Source organism: Streptomyces sp. NPDC002104, from assembly GCF_053593795.1.
The window spans coordinates 84113-100784 of sequence record NZ_JBSFDF010000001.1; the positions used below are offsets into that span (position 1 = coordinate 84113).

16 protein-coding genes are annotated in these 16672 nt (G+C 73.4%); 10 read left to right on the forward strand and 6 right to left on the reverse strand.

The features are described from left to right. Window positions 1-4: 4 nt before the first annotated feature. Complete coding sequence (locus tag ACWCP2_RS00430) at window positions 5-1243, reverse strand: MurT ligase domain-containing protein (protein ID WP_450906349.1); 1239 nt, start codon at window positions 1241-1243, stop codon at window positions 5-7. Window positions 1244-1366: 123 nt separating this feature from the next. Between ACWCP2_RS00430 and def the strand changes: the two genes are divergently transcribed. Then, window positions 1367-1930 carry a peptide deformylase gene (def, locus tag ACWCP2_RS00435; protein ID WP_450906350.1) on the forward strand — a complete coding sequence of 188 codons (564 nt, stop codon included), beginning with the start codon at window positions 1367-1369 and terminating at the stop codon, window positions 1928-1930. A 67-nt stretch (window positions 1931-1997) separates the two neighbouring features. Here def and ACWCP2_RS00440 read toward each other — a convergent pair whose 3' ends face one another. Then, complete coding sequence (locus ACWCP2_RS00440; protein ID WP_450906351.1) at window positions 1998-2642, reverse strand: TetR family transcriptional regulator; 645 nt, start codon at window positions 2640-2642, stop codon at window positions 1998-2000. Window positions 2643-2851: 209 nt separating this feature from the next. Between ACWCP2_RS00440 and ACWCP2_RS00445 the strand changes: the two genes are divergently transcribed. Beyond that, window positions 2852-4081: an acyl-CoA dehydrogenase family protein gene (locus tag ACWCP2_RS00445; protein ID WP_450906352.1), complete on the forward strand. Its 1230-nt coding sequence runs from the start codon at window positions 2852-2854 to the stop codon at window positions 4079-4081. Window positions 4082-4184: 103 nt separating this feature from the next. Here the strand turns inward: ACWCP2_RS00445 and ACWCP2_RS00450 are convergent, their stop codons facing one another. Together ACWCP2_RS00450 and ACWCP2_RS00455 are read right to left on the reverse strand one after the other, a co-directional pair. Beyond that, a complete protein-coding gene (locus tag ACWCP2_RS00450) occupies window positions 4185-4991 on the reverse strand; it encodes an LppU/SCO3897 family protein (protein WP_450906353.1) in 807 nt (268 codons plus the stop codon). A gap of 64 nt (window positions 4992-5055) precedes the next feature. Then, window positions 5056-5493: an SRPBCC family protein gene (locus ACWCP2_RS00455; RefSeq protein ID WP_450906354.1), complete on the reverse strand. Its 438-nt coding sequence runs from the start codon at window positions 5491-5493 to the stop codon at window positions 5056-5058. Window positions 5494-5648: 155 nt separating this feature from the next. Between ACWCP2_RS00455 and ACWCP2_RS00460 the strand changes: the two genes are divergently transcribed. Continuing rightward, window positions 5649-5834 carry a DUF5999 family protein gene (locus ACWCP2_RS00460; protein ID WP_250740159.1) on the forward strand — a complete coding sequence of 62 codons (186 nt, stop codon included), beginning with the start codon at window positions 5649-5651 and terminating at the stop codon, window positions 5832-5834. Window positions 5835-5995: 161 nt separating this feature from the next. On the opposite strand, the gene ACWCP2_RS00465 is transcribed toward ACWCP2_RS00460, so the two are convergent. Both ACWCP2_RS00465 and ACWCP2_RS00470 read right to left on the reverse strand, forming a co-directional pair. Continuing rightward, complete coding sequence (locus tag ACWCP2_RS00465) at window positions 5996-8017, reverse strand: ATP-binding protein (RefSeq protein WP_450906355.1); 2022 nt, start codon at window positions 8015-8017, stop codon at window positions 5996-5998. Between the two features lie 167 nt (window positions 8018-8184). Next, on the reverse strand, window positions 8185-9213 hold the full coding sequence (locus tag ACWCP2_RS00470) for a fibronectin type III domain-containing protein (RefSeq protein ID WP_450906356.1): 1029 nt from the start codon (window positions 9211-9213) through the stop codon (window positions 8185-8187). A 175-nt stretch (window positions 9214-9388) separates the two neighbouring features. Between ACWCP2_RS00470 and ACWCP2_RS00475 the strand changes: the two genes are divergently transcribed. From ACWCP2_RS00475 to ACWCP2_RS00505, 7 genes are all read left to right on the forward strand, one after another. Beyond that, a complete protein-coding gene (locus ACWCP2_RS00475; RefSeq protein WP_450906357.1) occupies window positions 9389-10990 on the forward strand; it encodes an ABC transporter substrate-binding protein in 1602 nt (533 codons plus the stop codon). A gap of 56 nt (window positions 10991-11046) precedes the next feature. Then, entirely contained in the window at window positions 11047-12012 is a 966-nt protein-coding gene (locus ACWCP2_RS00480) for an ABC transporter permease (protein WP_450906358.1), read from the forward strand. Further along, on the forward strand, window positions 12005-12940 hold the full coding sequence (locus ACWCP2_RS00485) for an ABC transporter permease (RefSeq protein ID WP_450906359.1): 936 nt from the start codon (window positions 12005-12007) through the stop codon (window positions 12938-12940). The genes ACWCP2_RS00480 and ACWCP2_RS00485 overlap by 8 nt, the downstream gene beginning before the upstream one ends. After that, window positions 12937-13914, forward strand: coding sequence for an ABC transporter ATP-binding protein (locus tag ACWCP2_RS00490; protein WP_450906360.1), 978 nt, complete (start codon window positions 12937-12939; stop codon window positions 13912-13914). The genes ACWCP2_RS00485 and ACWCP2_RS00490 overlap by 4 nt, the downstream gene beginning before the upstream one ends. Beyond that, window positions 13907-14566, forward strand: a complete 660-nt coding sequence (locus ACWCP2_RS00495; RefSeq protein WP_450906361.1) for an ABC transporter ATP-binding protein — start codon at window positions 13907-13909, stop codon at window positions 14564-14566. The genes ACWCP2_RS00490 and ACWCP2_RS00495 overlap by 8 nt, the downstream gene beginning before the upstream one ends. A 99-nt stretch (window positions 14567-14665) precedes the next feature. Then, entirely contained in the window at window positions 14666-14860 is a 195-nt protein-coding gene (locus tag ACWCP2_RS00500; RefSeq protein ID WP_450906362.1) for a hypothetical protein, read from the forward strand. A 194-nt stretch (window positions 14861-15054) separates the two neighbouring features. After that, window positions 15055-16623 carry a hypothetical protein gene (locus tag ACWCP2_RS00505; RefSeq protein ID WP_450906363.1) on the forward strand — a complete coding sequence of 523 codons (1569 nt, stop codon included), beginning with the start codon at window positions 15055-15057 and terminating at the stop codon, window positions 16621-16623. Window positions 16624-16672: the final 49 nt, after the last annotated feature.

A 16672-nucleotide genomic window follows, 5' to 3' on the forward strand; every position in this document is an offset into this window, starting at 1 on the left:
GGTACTAGTTGCCGACGCGGCGGCGCACGTCCTGGAAGGCGGTGTAGTTGGCGATCAGCTCGATCTGTCCGGGCGGCGCCAGCTGCACGGCCTCGTCGATCGTCTCGCACACCCGGAAGTCCAGGCCCGCGACTTCGAGCCGGACCGCGAGGTCCAGCTTGCGGTCGCCGATCACGAAGATCGGGTGGCCGGCCAGGCGCGGGTAGTCCACGTCCCACAGCCAGGAGGTGTCCGTGCCGTCCGCGCCGCGGGCGTTGACGGACAGGATCACCGGCGTCGGCGGCGGGTCGATCAGGGAGAAGGTCTCCAGCCAGCCGGCCGGGTTCTTCGCGAGCAGCAGCCGCAGTTCGCGGCCCTGGAAGGTGACCACGTCGTAGCGGCCGGCGACGGCCTGCACCTGGTACATCCGCTCCAGCGCCACCTGCGGCGGGACGCCGAAGACGGCCGCGACGGCGGCCGAGGTGGCCGCGTTCGCCTTGTTGGCGCGGCCCGGGAGCTGGAGGCTGATCGGCCAGGCGCTGCCGTGCGGGTCGAGCACGTGGTCACCGGAGAGCACCCAGCTCGGGGTGGGACGCCGGAAACCGCACTCGCCGCAGAACCAGTCGTCGCCCGGACGCTGCATGACGCCACCGCAGGAGGGGCACGACCAGGCGTCGTCCTTCCACTCCTGGCCGGCCGCGACCCACACCACGTTCTGCGAGGACGAGGCGGCCCACACGATGAGCGGGTCGTCCGCGTTCGCGACGACGACCGCCTTGGAGCCGGAGAGGCCCTCGCGCCACTTCTCCGCGAGCATGCGGGTCTCGGCGGCGCGGTCCAGCTGGTCGCGGGAGAGGTTCAGCAGGGCGATCACCTTGGGGGTGACGTCCCGGGCCACTCCGGCCAGGTACTTCTCGTCCACCTCGATGACGCCGTACCGGGCGTCCGAGCCGCCCGCCAGGGCGGAGGTGATGCCCGCGGGCATGTTCGCGCCCAGCGCGTTGGAGACGACCGGACCGCTGGCCCGCAGGGCCTCCGCGATGAGCCGGGTCGTCGTGGTCTTGCCGTTCGTCGCCGAGACGAGGACGACGTCGAGATGCTGCGCCAGTGCGCCGAGGAGATCGGGGTCGAGTTTGAGCGCGACCTTGCCTCCGATCACCGATCCGCTTCCGCGTCCCGCGGCCCGCGACACCGCCGCCGCGGCCTTGCCCGCCGTCACGGCCAGCTTGGCCCGCGGCGAAAGCGGCTCTGTGTTGCCTGCCATCGTCCCTTGTCCTCCTTGCGTCGGTCGCCCCCAGCCTATCCATGACCTGCCCGCGCCCCGACCGCGGCGCCCCCGGTCCGCCGAAGATCTCCTCATATAGTCGCCCGTCGTACTCTTACGGCCATGCGACAGCGCCCCCTTCCCGGTACCTCCGGCATCGTCCGCACCATGAGCCTGCTGGGCGACCCGGTGCTCCATTCCGCTTGCGCGGAGGTCACCGAGTTCGGTCCGGCCCTCGGCCGGCTCATCGAGGACATGTTCGCGACGATGTACGCCGCCCAGGGCGTGGGCCTCGCCGCGAACCAGATCGGCGTCGGGCAGCGGGTGTTCGTATACGACTGCCCCGACGACGAGGACGTCCGCCACGTCGGGCACATCGTCAACCCGCGGCTGGTGTCCACGGGCGGCGAGGAGTTCGCGGGCCCCGAGGGGTGCCTGTCCCTGCCGGGGCTGGAGGCGTCCACGGTGCGCTTCGACGAGGCCGTCGTGGAGGGCGTCACCTCGGACGGCTCGCCCGCGCGGATCTCCGGGACCGGTTTCTTCGCCCGCTGCCTGCAGCACGAATGCGATCACCTGGACGGCGCGGTGTACGCGGAGCGGGTGACGGGGCTGCGCCTGCGCAAGCTGCGGCGGCAGATCCGCAAGACCGACTGGGGTGTGGCGGGGATCCACGCGCTGGGGGAGTGAGCCCGGCGGGCGGGGGGTTCCCGCGGCTCGGCCCCGGACCCCGGGGCTCGGCCCCGGACCCCGCGGCTCAGAACCCCGGGCCGTCCGCGCGGTTGCCCGCCGTGGCCAGGCGGCCCCAGAGGAGGTCGGTGAGGGCGCTGACGAGTTCGGTGCGGTCGCAGGGGCGTTCGCCGAGCCACCAGTCGCCCGCCGCGTGCATCATGCCGACGATGCCGTGTCCCCAGACCCGGGCCAGGCGTTCGCCGCCGGGGCCGAGGTCCACGCGTTCGCCGATCACCTGGGCCAGTTCCTCGCCGAGGCGGCGCAGCAGCGGGGCCGAGTGCAGGCCGACGTCGAAGCCGCGCTCCGGGGTCTGGGAGTCCTCGGCCGGGTGCATGAGGAAGCGGTAGACCTGGGGGCGGGCCTCGATCGCGGCGAGGTAGGTGTCGAGGGTGGCCTCCACCCGGCTGCGCCGTTCGGCGGGGGCGTCGAGGGCCGCGCGCAGCGAGTCGAGCAGGGCGTCGGTGTGGCGCACGGCCAGGGCCTGGTAGAGACCCGCCTTGTCACCGAAGTGGCGGTACAGGATGGGCTTGGTGATCCCGGCCTCCGCCGCGATGGCGTTCATGGACGCCTTGGGCCCGTCCCTGAGGACGACCCGGTCGGCGGCCTCCAGCAGCTCCCGCCGCCGGCGCTCACCCGCTCCCGGCTCGCCGGACTGCCGTGTGGTCTCCATGCCGTGTCAACTCCCCGCCCTTGCGATGTCCTGAGGCCCACGCAACGTAACACCCCGCACACCCCGGTGATCTCATCGGCGGTCCCCGGCCGCTGCTGCTTGACAGTGCTTACCGGCCGGTAACAGACTGGAGTCGGAGTGGGGGTTACCGTTGGTAACAACCGAGGGCGGCCACCCGCACGACGGGCGGAACGAAAGATGGAGGGGACATGGCGGAGTTCACCATGGAGCTGAACGACGACCAGAAGCAGGTACGGGACTGGATCCACGGCTTCGCCGCCGACGTGATTCGTCCCGCGGCCGCGGAATGGGACGAGCGCGAAGAGACTCCGTGGCCCGTCATCCAGGAGGCCGCCAAGGTCGGCATCTACTCCCTCGACTTCTACGCCCAGCAGTTCTTCGACCCCACCGGCCTCGGCATCCCGATGGCCATGGAGGAGCTGTTCTGGGGCGACGCGGGCATCGCGCTGTCGATCGTCGGCACCGGGCTCGCCGCCATCGGCGTCGTCGCCAACGGCACCGAGGAGCAGATCGGCACCTGGATCCCCCAGATGTACGGGACCCCCGACGACGTGAAGGTCGCCGCCTTCTGCTCCTCCGAGCCCGACGCCGGCTCCGACGTCGGCGCGATGCGCACCCGCGCGGTGTACGACCAGGCCACGGACGAGTGGGTGCTCAACGGCACCAAGACCTGGGCGACCAACGGCGGCATCGCCAACGTCCACATCGTGGTGGCCGTCGTCGACCCGGAGCTGGGGACCAAGGGCCACGCCTCCTTCATCGTGCCGCCGAACACCAAGGGCCTGACCCAGGGCCAGAAGTTCAAGAAGCACGGCATCCGCGCCTCGCACACCGCCGAGGTGGTGCTGGAGGACGTACGGATTCCCGGTTCCTGCCTGCTCGGCGGCAAGGAGAAGCTGGACGAGCGGCTCGCGCGGGCCCACGAGCGGGCGAAGGCGGGCGGCGGTGAGCGCGTGAAGAACGCGGCCATGGCCACCTTCGAGGCCTCCCGGCCCGCCGTCGGCGCCATGGCGGTCGGCACGGCGCGCGCCGCGTACGAGGTGGCGCTGGACTACGCGAAGACCCGTACGCAGTTCGGCCGGCCCATCATCGACAACCAGGGCGTCGCCTTCCAGCTCGCGGACATGCGGACCTCCATCGACGCGGCCCGGCTGCTGGTGTGGCGGGCCTCCTGGATGGCGGTCGCGGGCAAGCCCTTCACCTCCGCCGAGGGCTCGATGTCCAAGCTGTTCGCGAGCGAGACGGCCAAGAAGGTCACCGCCCAGGCGGTCCAGATCCTCGGCGGCAACGGCTTCACCCGCGAGTACCCGGTGGAGCGCATGCACCGCGACAGCGCGATCTACACCATCTTCGAGGGGACGAGCGAGATCCAGCGGCTGGTCATCGCCCGCACCCTCTCGGGCATGCCGATCCGCTAGCGCGGGATTCGGACGGGCATTCGGACGGGCAAGGGCCCCCGGCGCCACGAGGCGCCGGGGCCCTTCCTCATCCCTTGCCGGCTGCCCGGCTGCCGGCCGCCGGTCAGTGCAGCGGCGTCAGGCAGTAGAGGACGGTGCCCTCGGGGCTGTAGGCCGGCAGGGCCAGGAAGTCGCCGGGGGCGCAGGTCCCGCCCGGGGCCGCCGAAGGGCGGGTGGCACGGTACTGGGCCTTGGGGGAGGCGCAGTCCGTCACGCGGAGGTCCTGGTGGCTCCAGTCGCCCTCGTTGCGGACGCACTGACCCGACACGAGCGGGCGCGGGGTGTCGTCCCCGGCCAGCACGCCGATCAGGATCAGGGTGGGGATCGCCAGCAGGAGGAACAGCGCCGGGACGAGGAAGAGCAGTGCGGCCGGCCGGCGGCGCAGCGGCTTGCCCGGGTCGAGCGGGGGCCGGTGGCCGCCCGTCGGGGGAGCGAGCCGGCGGAAGGCCGCGCGCGGGCCGAGGTTCAGCAGCAGGGTGACCGGGGTGACGAACACCGACAGGGGTCCCCACCAGCCCTGCCACAGGGTGTCGGCGGACATGCGGCGGTAGGTGGCGAGACCGCAGTCCCGGCAGAACGGGCCCCGCAGGCTCAGGAACCGCATCAGCACGAGCATCCCCTGATGGCCGCGCACGGTCGCATCGGCGGCCGGAGCCGCCCCGCAGAGCCGGCAGCCGTACGAGGGCAGGGGCGCGGACCAGGAGCCGTACGGACCCGGCTGCGGCGGCACGTGCGGCGCGTGGGCCGCGTACGGGCCGTAGGGGCCCGCGGACTGCGGCGGGGCGTACGGGCCCGCCGGCCCGGGCTGCTGCGGCTGCTGGGCCCCGTACGGGCCGTACGGGCCTGCCTGCGGAGGTGGCGGGGTGGCCACGGAGATCCCTTCGGTCGCGCGGTGATCACCGGGTGCGGTGACGGGGGAACCCTAGCCGCGCTCCTCAGGGCCGCAGCAGCCGGTCCAGGGCGCGGGTGAAGAAGACACGGGCCGCCGCCGCGACCAGGGGGTCGAAGGGGCGGCCCAGGCCGCGTACCGACAGTTCCTCGCGCCATTCGGCCTCGCAGCCGCCCCCGGGGGCGGGGCGCAGTTCGATCTCCGCCCGGCCGCGCACCACCCGGCCGTGCTTGACGAGCCGGACCAGCCCCGCCGAGCCGCCCCGCGGCGGCTGCCAGAGGGTGACCTCCATGGGGTCGTCGAACGTGATCCTCCCCACGCCCGTACGCATGGTGAAACGGCTCCCGGTGTGCGTCGGAGGCGGCGTTTCGATGATCGCCCGGGTGAGCGGAACGGCGGCGGCGTGGCGTTCCCAGTCCGTCAGCCTCCTCCACGCCTCCGTGGGGTCGAGAAGTGTCGGGCGAATGATCCGGATAGCGGGCATGAGCGCATCGTAAGCGGGCATACACACCCTGAACTGGGCGGCGAATATGGCTTCCGTCCGGGGGTGGCGATCAGCAATACTCACCGCCACCGTGGATCGCGGATTCGACCGGGTGACCACCGGCCCTCCCGCCCCACACTGCGAGGAGGTGCGCCATGTGCTCCCACCAGCCCCCCTGCCCGTCCGCCGACAGCGTCGATCACGACGCCGCCCGCACCGTGGCCTTCCACCCCGAACAGGGCTGGAATCTGCTCTGCAACGGCGCCGTGGTGTTCGACGACACAGGTGAACTGCTCCCCGACGGCCGCACGGTGGAACCCCGCCGCCCGGCCCTTGTCTGAGCGAGGAGACAGCATGCGCCAGCAGCTGATCCGCAAGCCCGTCCCGAAGCCCGCACCCCGAGACCTGGACCTGCGTACCCCGTCGGGCAGACCCCTCCCGTACTGACGGGAGCCCCGGAGTTACGCCACGGCGCCACCGACTGGACCCGTACGGGTGGGTGTCAGCCGGTGGACGCCGCCGCGCCGCCCATGAAGGCGTTCTCGTACGCCTCGTCGCCGATCGCCGCCCTGGCCTGCCGTTCGCCCTGGTCGCGCACGGCCGCGAGCGAGGGTGAGCCCATCTGCGGCCGCCCCACCGTGCGCCACCAGGCGTGCCCCGTGCCCAGCAGCCGGGCCGCCAGCTCGCCGTCGCCCAGCGCGGCCACCGCCGCCGCCAGCAGGTCGAGGCCGAGCGCGATCCCGAAGCGGTCGCCCAGCAGCCGTTTGCCCGACAGCATCGCCCGCGCGTGCCGGGCCGCCTCCCCGTGGTGGCCGAGCCCCAGCGCCGCGACGGCCAGGATGTAGTCCGCGTACGCCCGCAGCCAGCGCTCGCCCAGCTCCGCGCACGCCTCGCGCAGGCCCTGCGCCTCCCGCTCGGCCTCCTCGTAGCGCCCGAGGTCGCACAGGGCGTAGCCGGTGGCCAGCCGGCACAGCAGCCAGCCCACGCCGGCGGTCCGCCCGCCGTGCCCCCCGCGCGCCCGGGGTCCGGCGAGCGTGAGGGCCCGTACGGGATCGCCCGGCATCAGCACCGACACCGCGTGCAGGTACGCGGCGCGCAGCTCCGGCTCGGGGTCGGCCAGCGTGGCCGCGGCGCCCGTGCACCGCCGGCCGAGCTCCTCGGCCGTGGACAGCTCGCCCTGGAGCAGGGTGGTGAGCCCCAGGGCCCACAGCGCCTGGACGTACGCGGCCCCCGAGCGCGGGCCCCTGCTCAGGGCCCGTTCCAGGAAGCCCCGGCCCTCGTGGACGTGGCCGCAGGAGAACCAGAAGAACCAGAGCGCGCCGGCCGTCTCCAGGGCCGCCGTCGGATCCGAGCGGAGCAGGTGTTCCAGGGCGGTGCGCAGCTGCGCGTGCTCGGCGGTCATCCTGCGGTACCAGTCCACCTGGCCGGGGCCCATCCAGCCGGGGTCGGCGGCCTTCGAGAGCGCCGCGTACCAATGGGCGTGCCGGTCGGCGACGACCCGTTCCTCGCCGAGTTCCGCCAGCCAGTCCTGCCCGTACTCGCGGATCGTGTCCAGGAGCCGGTAGCGGGCCCCCGCGCCGCGCTCCCGGCTGCACCGGACCACCGACTTCGCCACCAGGCCGGCCAGCACCCGCTCCACCCGCGCGGCGGGCAGCGGGCCGCCCGAGCACACCGCGCGCGCCGCCGCCACGTCGAAGTCACCGGTGAACACCGACAGCCGGGCCCACAGCAGCCGTTCGACCGGTTCGCACAGCTCGTGGCTCCAGCCGATCGCGGTGCGCATCGTCTGGTGCCGCGGGAGGCGGGCGGTGGTGGTGCCGGAGAGCAGGTCGAAGCGGCCCTCGAGGCGCTGGGCCATCTGTTCCAGGGTCCACAGCCGCATCCGGGCGCCGGCCAGTTCGAGGGCGAGGGGGATCCCGTCCAGGCGGCGGCAGATGTCCGCGGCGAGGGCCGCGCGGTCCGGGTCGGCGAAGGCGGCCGCGGCGAGCGGGGTGGCGGCGAGCGCGCGGCTCCGGAACAGGGCGAGGGCGTCGCTGTCCGGTCCCTCGCTGGGCAGCGGGCTGATCTCGACGAGGTGCTCCCCGGGGCTGCGGAGCGGCTCGCGCGTGGTGATCAGCACCGTCAGGCCCGGTGCCGACTGCAGGAGTTCGCCCACCAGGTGGCGGCAGGCGGCCACCAGGTGCTCGCACGTGTCGAGGACGAGCAGCAGCTCCTTGTCGGCCATCCACGCGCACAGTTCCTCGTCCAGGGGGCGGGGCGACTGGTGGGCGAGGCCGAGGGCGTGCGCCACGGTGGCGGTGAGGAGGTCGGCGTCGCGCAGCGGGGAGAGCTCCACCCACCACACTCCGTCGGGCCTGCGCTGGCGGGACTCCGCGGCGGCCCGCAGGGCCAGCCGGGACTTGCCGACGCCGCCGACGCCCGTGAGGGTCACGAGCCGCCGCTCGCGCAGCAGGTCGGACAGGAGCCCGAGTTCACGCTCGCGGCCCACGAAGCTCGCCGTTTCCGGCGGCAGGTTTCCCGGCACGGCGCCAGAGTCTGGCCCAGCCATGCCGTCCATGGAATCTGCCTGATTGTTGTTGACCGAGTACTCACCGAACACGGGAGTATTCTGCGCGATCTTCTTTCTCCGTAGTGGCGTTCGGGCCAGATCGGACGAACGGGTTGTCAGGAACCTTTCCCCGGCGGGGTGTTTCAGGCGGCCAGGACGATCCTGCGCTCGGCGGAGAAGGCCCCCCAGGTGCCGTCGGGCAGCCGCGCCCGCAGCTTCACGGTCCATACGGTTCCGGGCGGTTCGGTGACGGTGAGGCGGTGCTCCGCCCGGCCGGCCGGGACGGCGCCCGCACCGAACTGGATGACGGTGGTGGGGCGGCCGTTGACGTAGAGCTCGTACTCGGTGGTCTCCCGGCCGGTCGCCGGGGCGGTCCAGGCGAGGGTGACGGCGCCCGGCGAGGCGACCGCGGTGAACTCGCCCGGGGCGGTACCCGTCCGCTGTCCGGGGCCGGGCGGGGTGCTCACGTCGGCGGCGGGGCCGTCGGGGGAGGAGTTGTCGGCGCCGTCGCGGGCCCGGACGGTGAAGGTGTACACGCTGTCGGGCCGGAGGTCCTCCAGAACCGTCGTGGTGACGCCGGGGCCGACGGTGTGGATCCGGGCGTCGCCCTGGTAGACGTCGTAGGCCGTGACGCCCGTGTCGTCGGTGGCGGCGGACCAGGTCAGCCGGGCCGAAGTGGGCCCGAGCGGAAGGCCGTTCGTACGGGCCGGCGCGGTCGGGGCCAGCCGGTCCTCGGCCGTGGCCGCGGGGGTGGTCGCGGAGGCGGCGGGGCCGTCGGCGGAGGTGTTCCCGGCGGCGTCCCGGGCGCGGACGGTGAACGCGTAGGCCGTCCGCGGGGAGAGGCCGGTGATGTCCGTCATCGTCTTGTCCGCGGGCAGTTCGCGGACCAGGCGGCCGCCCTGGAGGACGAGGAAGGACGTCACCCCGTCGGAGGGCGCGGGCGACTGCCACATGACGTGCACGGTGGTGGCGCTGCCGGCCTGCGCCGTGAGCCCGGCCGGGACGGCCGGGGGCGTGGTGTCGGAGCCGCCGGAGCACGCCGTCAGCAGGGCGGCGAGGGCCAGGGCGGGCGCCGCGCCCCGTGCGGACGGCCGCCGCGAGCGTGTGGCGCGGTGCGGGGGGCGCGGGGGGTGCGGGGGGTGCGGCGCGGTGCGGGGTGCGGGGTCGTGCACGGCGGGCGCCCTCTTCTTCCGGCTCCTCGGAAAGGTCTAGACATATATGGCACGCTCCGCGGCGGCCGGACAAGACCCCTGCGGGCTCTTCCTGCCGGGCATGACCGGTTCGTGTTCATGCGTTCCCGTCTGGCATTATTGCGAACTCTTTGCAACAACGAAGGAAGTGCACCAGATGAAGGCCCGGACCGTACGGGGAATGGCCGGGGCGACCGCGGCCGCGGTGATCGTCACGGGCGCGGCGGCCTGTTCGACCCCCGGGGGAGGGGGCGCGGCGGGAGCCGGGGCCGGCGACTCCGCCGTCGTCGGCATAGCCACCGAGCCGGAGAGCCTCAGCCCGCTGCTGGGCTACGGCAAGGACGGCAACTCGAAGATCTTCGACGGACTGCTGGCCCACGACGCCGGCATGAAGCTGAAGCCGGCGCTGGCCGCGGCCCTCCCCGAGGTCTCCGCCGACGGGCTCACCTACACCTACGCGCTCCGCCAGGGCGTGAAGTTCAGCGACGGACGGCCTTTCGGAGCCAAGGACGTCGTCTTCACCTACCGCACGATCCTCGACCCGAAGACGAACAACGCGTCCAAGTCCGAGCTCGACGCGATCGCGGACGTCACGGCGCGGGGCGAGCAGTCCGTCGTCTTCACCCTGAAGTACCCCTACGCCCCCTTCGCCGAACGGACCGTCCTGCCCATCGCCCCCGAGCACGTCGCGGGCGGACAGGACGTCAACGGCGGCGAGTTCACCGCCAAGCCCGTCGGCACCGGACCGTACGTGCTCACCGCCTGGTCCAAGGGCGAGAAGCTGAGCTTCAAGGCCAACCCGGGCTACTGGGGCGGCGAGCCCGCGGTGAAGAGGTTCACCATGGCGGTCATCAAGGACGACGACGTGCGCGCCACCCGGCTGCGCTCCGGTGAGCTGGACGGGGCCGTGCTGCCGCCGAACCTGGCCAAGGGGTTCAAGGGCGACACGGCGCACACGACCTACGCGGCCAAGAGCTTCGACTACCGCAACGTCACCCTGCCGACCGAGCACCCCGTCACCGGTGACACGGCCGTCCGCCAGGCCCTGGACATCGCCGTGGACCGCGCCACCATGGTCGACAAGCTCCTGGAGGGCGCGGGCAAGGCCGCCTACGGCCCCGTCCCGACCGGCAGTCCCTGGTTCGCCGCCGGCACGCAGCGCCCGTACGACCTCGCCCGGGCCAGGAAGATCCTCGACGAAGCCGGCTGGATCCCCGGCGCCGACGGCATCCGCGCCAGGAACGGGGTCCGTGCCGCCTTCCCGCTCTGGTACACCTCCGGCGACAAGCTCCGCCAGGACCACGCGCTCGCCTTCGCCTCCGACGCCAGGAAGGCCGGCATCCAGGTCACCACCGAGTCCGGCAGCTGGGAGGTCATCGAGCCCCGCATGCGGACCGACGCCGTCCTCGCGGGCGGCGGCTCCCCGGCCGACCCGGACTTCGACCAGTACCTGACGCTGAACTCCGCGCTCGCGGGCGACGGCTTCAACAACATGGCCCGGTACGCCAACCCGGCCGTCGACCGGGCACTGCTCGAAGGCCGCCGCAGCGCGGACCCGGCGGTGCGCAAGGCGGCGTACGACACGGTCCAGCGCGAGCTGGTCAAGAACCCGGGCTACGTCTACCTCACCCACATCGACCACCTCTACGTCGTGGCCGACCGGTGGGACGGGCCCTCCACCCAGACCGAGCCGCACGACCACGGCCTCGGCACCGGCCCCTGGTGGAACGTCGAGAGCTGGAAGCCGAAGCGGAAGTGAGCCGTCCCCACCGTCCCCACCGTCCCCACGGTCCCGGCCGTCTCCCGTGGGGGCCCATGGCGCGCATGGCGGGCCGGCGGACGCTGTTCGCCGGTCCGGTGCTGCTCGTCGTCACCCTCGGGGTCTTCGCGGTCGCCGCGCTGTCGCCCTTCGACCCCGTCAAGGCCTACGCCGGCACCGCCGGGCTGACCGCCTCGCAGGCCGGACTCGACCAGCTGCGGGCCAACCTCGGCGTCGACCAGCCCCTGCTCGCGCGCTGGTGGGAGTGGCTGACCTCGGCGCTGACCGGAGACCTCGGCACCTCCTCCGTCATGCGCCAGCCCGTCTCCGACGTCATCGCCGAGCGGCTCGGCTGGTCCGCCCTGCTCGCGCTGTGCGCCTTCGCCGTCGCCGTACTGCTCGGCACCGGGCTCGGCGTCCTGGCCGCGCGCCGGCAGGGCGGGCGCCTGGACCGGACCGTCTCGGGGCTCGCGTACACCCTGGAAGCGGCCCCGGCCTTCTGGCTGGGACTGCTCGCCGTCTGGTTCTTCTCGGTGCGCCTGGGCGTCCTGCCCTCCGGGGGCCTCACCGACGCGGGCAGCGACGTGGTCACCGCCGGGCAGGTGGCCCGTCACCTGGTCCTGCCCGCGCTGGTCCTCGGCATCTCCCAACTGCCCTGGTTCTTCCTGTACGTACGGCAGGGCGTGGCCGACGCGCTGGAGGAGGATCCCGTACGGGGCGCCCGCGCACGGGGCCTGGGGGAGCGGCGGGTGCTGCTCGGCCACGGGCTGCGCTCCGGCATGCTCCCGATGCTGACCCTGATCGGGTCGCGGGTGCCGGAGCTGATCACGGGCGCGCTGCTGGTGGAGACCGTCTTCAGCTGGCCCGGCATCGCCGCGGCCACCGTGCAGGCCGCGACCTCCGTGGACTTCCCGCTGCTGGCGGCCCTGACCGTCCTGGCCACGGCGGCGGTGCTGGCCGGGAACCTGCTGTCCGACCTGCTCTACGGACTGGCGGACCCGAGGGTGGGCTTCGATGGCTGAGACGACCGCAACGACTGAGACGACCGCGGGGGCTGACACGACCGCGACGGCTGACACGACCGCTCCGCCGCAGGTCTGGCGCTCCCACGGCCGCGACCGCGGCTCCACGCGGAAGCTGCGGGTGCGGACCTCGGCGGTGATCGTCGTGCTGATCGCGCTGGCGGTGCTGCTCGTGCCGCCGCTGGTCCGGCTCGACCAGCAGGCGGTCGACTTGTCGGCAAAGCTCCTGCCGCCCTCCTGGGCCCATCCCTTCGGCACCGACGACGTCGGCCGCGACCTGCTGCTGCGCTGCGTGTACGGGCTGCGGGTCTCGCTGCTGGTCGGGCTGGTGGCGGCGCTGGTGGCCACCGTCCTCGGCACGGCGGTCGGCGCGCTCGCCGGGGCGCTCGGCGGATGGCCGGACCGGTGCGTCATGCGCGTGGTGGACGCGCTGTCCTCGATCCCGCACCTGCTGCTCGGCATCTTCATCGTGGCGATGTTCAGGCCGGGCGTGTGGCCGGTGGTCGTCTCCGTGGCCCTGACCCACTGGCTGTCCACGGCCCGCATCGTCCGCGCGGAAGTCCTCTCGCTCCGCTCGCGGCCCTACCTGGACGCGGCCGTCTCGGGCGGAGCCTCGCGCCGGCGGGTGACCGTACGCCACCTCGTGCCCGGAGTCCTGCCCCAGGCCGGGCTCGCCGCCGTGCTGATGATCCCGCACGCCATGTGGCACGAGTCGGCCCTGTCCTTCCTGGGCCTCGGCCTGCCCGCGCACCAGGCGAGCCTGGGCAACCTGGTCCAGACGGCCCGCGGTTCGCTGCTGGCCGGCGACTGGTGGCCCACGCTCTTCCCCGGGCTCCTCCTGATCGTCCCGACCCTGGCGATCGCCGGTCTCGCGGGCGCCTGGCGCGAGCGCCTCAACCCCCGCCGCCGCTCGGAGCTCAGCCTGTGAAGACCCCCGTCCCCGCACAGGGCCCGGAGCGCAGCTCCGCCCGGCCCGTGCTCGCCCTGGACCGGCTCTCCGTCCGCTTCCGCATGCGCGGCGGCCGGTACGTCGCGGCCGTCAGCGAGGCCACCCTCGCCCTGGCCCCCGGCGCGTGCCTCGCCCTCGTCGGCGAGAGCGGCTGCGGCAAGTCCGTGCTCGCCTCCGCCCTCCTCGGCCTGCTCCCCGGCAACGCCGAGACCGCCGGCGCGGCCCGGCTCGCCGACGGGACCGACCTGCTCGCCCTCGACGAGCGCACCCTCGCCCGGAGCATCCGGGGCCGCCGCGTCGCCCTGGTCCCGCAGAGCCCCGCCGCGCACCTCACCCCGGTCCGCACCGTCCGCTCCCACCTGGAGGAGACGGTCCGCGAGCTCACCGGGGTGCGCGGGCCGCAGCTGCGGGAAGCCGCCGAAGCGGCGGCCGGGCGGGTGGCCTTCCCCGCCACCCACCTCGACCGCCATCCCCACGAGCTCTCCGGCGGGCTCGCCCAGCGGGCCGCCACCGCGCTCGCACTGATCGGCGACGCGCCCCTGCTGCTCGCCGACGAGCCGACCACCGGCCTCGACCGGGACCTCGTCCACCGCACCGTCGACGAACTGCGCGCCCACACCCGGGACGCCGGGCGCGCGCTGCTGATGATCACGCACGACCTCGCGGCGGCCCACCGCATCGCCGACACCGTGGCCGTCATGTACGCGGGCCGCATCGTGGAAACCGCGCCCGCCGCAGCCTTCTTCGGCGCTGTGGGCCCCCGCCACCCCTACGCGCGCGGACTCCTCGACGCCCTTCCCGAGCGGGCCTTCGCTCCCATTCCCGGCGCCCCGCCCGAGCTCGGCGCGCTCCCGGCCGGCTGCGCCTTCGCCGCCCGCTGCCCGCGCGCCGGCTCCCGCTGCCGGGCCGAGCGGCCCGTGCTCACCGAAGGGGTGGCCTGCCACGATGCTTGAGCTGACCGGCATCACCGCCGGCTACGGCCGCCGGGCCCCCGTCGTGCGCGGAGCCCACCTGAGCCTCGCCCCCGGGGAATCCCTCGGACTGCTCGGCCCCAGCGGCTGCGGCAAGTCCACCCTGGCCCGGGTCGCGGCCCTGCTGCACCGGCCCGAGCGGGGGACCGTGGCCTTCGACGGCCGCGCCGTGACCGGCTTCCGCCACCGGGCGCCGCGCGCCCTGCGCACCTCGGTCGGCATGGTGTTCCAGCAGCCCCGGCTGGCGGCGGATCCCCGGCTCACGCTGGGCGAGCTCGTCGCCGAACCGCTCCGGGCGACCGGGCGGCGCGGTGAAATCGAAGCCACCGTGCCCGAGTTGGCGGACCGGGTCGGCCTGGGCGCGGACCTGCTCGGCCGGCGGCCCCACGAGGTCAGCGACGGCCAACTGCAACGTGCCTGTGTGGCGCGGGCGTTGGTGCTGCGGCCGCGCTGGCTGGTGTGCGACGAGATGACCGCCATGCTCGACGCGTCCACCACGGCCGCGCTGGTCGGCGTAGTGGAGGAGTACCGGGCGGAGTCCGGCGCAGGGCTGCTGGCGGTGGGGCACGATCCCGTCCTGCTGGGACGCTGGTGCGCGCGAACGGCCCGCTGGGAGGAGATCGTCAAGGACTGAGCGCCGGTCACGGACGGTCAACACCCGTTTGGCGGACACGAGTTTCGCCCGAAGGGCCCTCCGGCTGCGCCACCATGGCGGCGCTTAGGAGGTGTTCCGATGGTGATCTCCCTCTCCGTCCTCGTCCTGCTCCTCGTCCTTGCGTGGATCTTCCTGCGGGGTGGAGGCCTCAAGTTCTCGCACGCGCTCGTCTGCGTCCTGCTCGGCTTCTACCTCGCGAGCAGCAGCCTCGCGCAGACCATCCACAACGGGGTCTCGGCCACGGCGAACGTGGTCGGCGGCCTCACGCCCTGAGGCGCGTCAGGAGGTGACTCGCGGGGCCGTCTTCTCCGGTACCCGCCGCTGTCCGTCCGGTAGTTGATCAACTGTTGCGCATTCGTGAATCATCCGGCTCTTCCATGGACTCCTCAGGCAGTGCGATCTAGCGTCTGGCCGCGGCGCGATGTCATACGCAATGTCAATAACTGAGGACAAGGGAGGAAGCCCGGATGTTCCGAAGAGCGCTGAACTGCGCCGTGGTGCCGGCCCTCGCCGCCTGCGCGGTGTTGTACGGGGTCTCGCCGGCCGCCGCCGAGGAGATACCCCTGGCCCCCGGCCACCGCCTGGTCAGCCACTACCAGGGCGGTCCCGCCACCGCCGCCCCGCTGCCGGGCGAAGCCCCGCCGCAGCACCCCTTCCTCGCGCCCAACGGCCGCAGCGGCATGCACTCCGACGCGGCGGGCAGCGCCACCTCGCCCTGGTCCGGGCCGCTCGGCAGGAACCCGAAGGTGACCAGCGAGAAGATCGCCGCCCTCGGGGGCGAATGCGCCACCGCCACCTTCGACTCGGGCGGCCGCCTGGTCACGGTGTGCGGCACCTTCGGCGGCTTCAAGGTCAAACTGCTGGAGCCCCGCACGCTCGCCACGCTCGCGGAGTACCAGCTCCCGCAGCGTTCCTCGACGGTCCAGGCGATCACCTCGCTCGACTTCTCGAAGATCTTCAAGGACACCTCGGGCGGTGCCTACTTCTACCTGGACAACCAGGACCGGGCGGTGCTGGCCGACTCCCGCCAGCACGTCCTGCGCCTCTCGCACGCCCAGAAGCCGGACGGAAGCTGGCAGTTCACGGTCGACGACGACTGGGACCTCACCGGCCAGGTCCCGCACGACTGCGTCGACTGGACCAACCTGTGGCCCACCGGCACCTGTGACCCGGTCACCTCGGTGATGCCCGACTGGAACGGCCGCATCTGGTGGGTCACCCGCCAGGGCCGTGTCGGCACCGTCGACCCGGCCACCTCGGTGATCCGCTCCATCCGGCTGGCGGGGGAGGAGATCCAGAACTCCTTCTCGGTCGGCGAGGACGGCGTCTCCATCGTCACCGACCACGCCCTGTACAGCTTCGCCGCCTCGGCCGACGGCACCCCCGCCGTGCAGTGGCGCCAGACCTACGACCGGGGTACGGGAACCAAGCCCGGCTCGGTCAACCAGGGCTCGGGCACCACCCCGGACCTCTTCGGCGACGGCTACGTCGCGATCACCGACAACGCCGACGACCGGATGAACGTCCTGGTCTTCAAGCGCGGCCTGGACGTCCCCGAGGGGCAGCGCCTGGTGTGCAAGGTCCCGGTCTTCCAGTCCGGGACCTCGACCACCGACAACTCCCTGATCACCTGGGGCAACAGCATCGTCGTCGAGAACAACTACGGCTACGAGAACGTCACCTCGCTGGTCCTCGGCAAATCGGTCGTCGGCGGCGTCAGCCGCATCGACGTCCGCGCCGACGGCAGCGGCTGCGACACGGTCTGGCAGAGCGCGATCCGCTCACCCTCCGTGGTCCCGAAACTCTCCACCGCGAACGGGCTGCTCTACTTCTACGAGAAGGAGCCGAACGTCTGGGGGATCGACGCCTGGTACCTCACGGCCGTCGACTTCCGCACCGGCGAGCGCCGCTGGCGCCAGCTGACCGGTACGGGCCCGCTCTACGACAACAACTGGGCCCCGATCACCCTGGGCCCCGACGGGACGGCCTACGTCGGCGTCTTCAACGGCATCGTCGCGGTCCGCGACGGGGGCTGAGCGTCCACGCCCGCCCCGCGGGGGCCCGTCCCACCGGACGGGCCCCCGC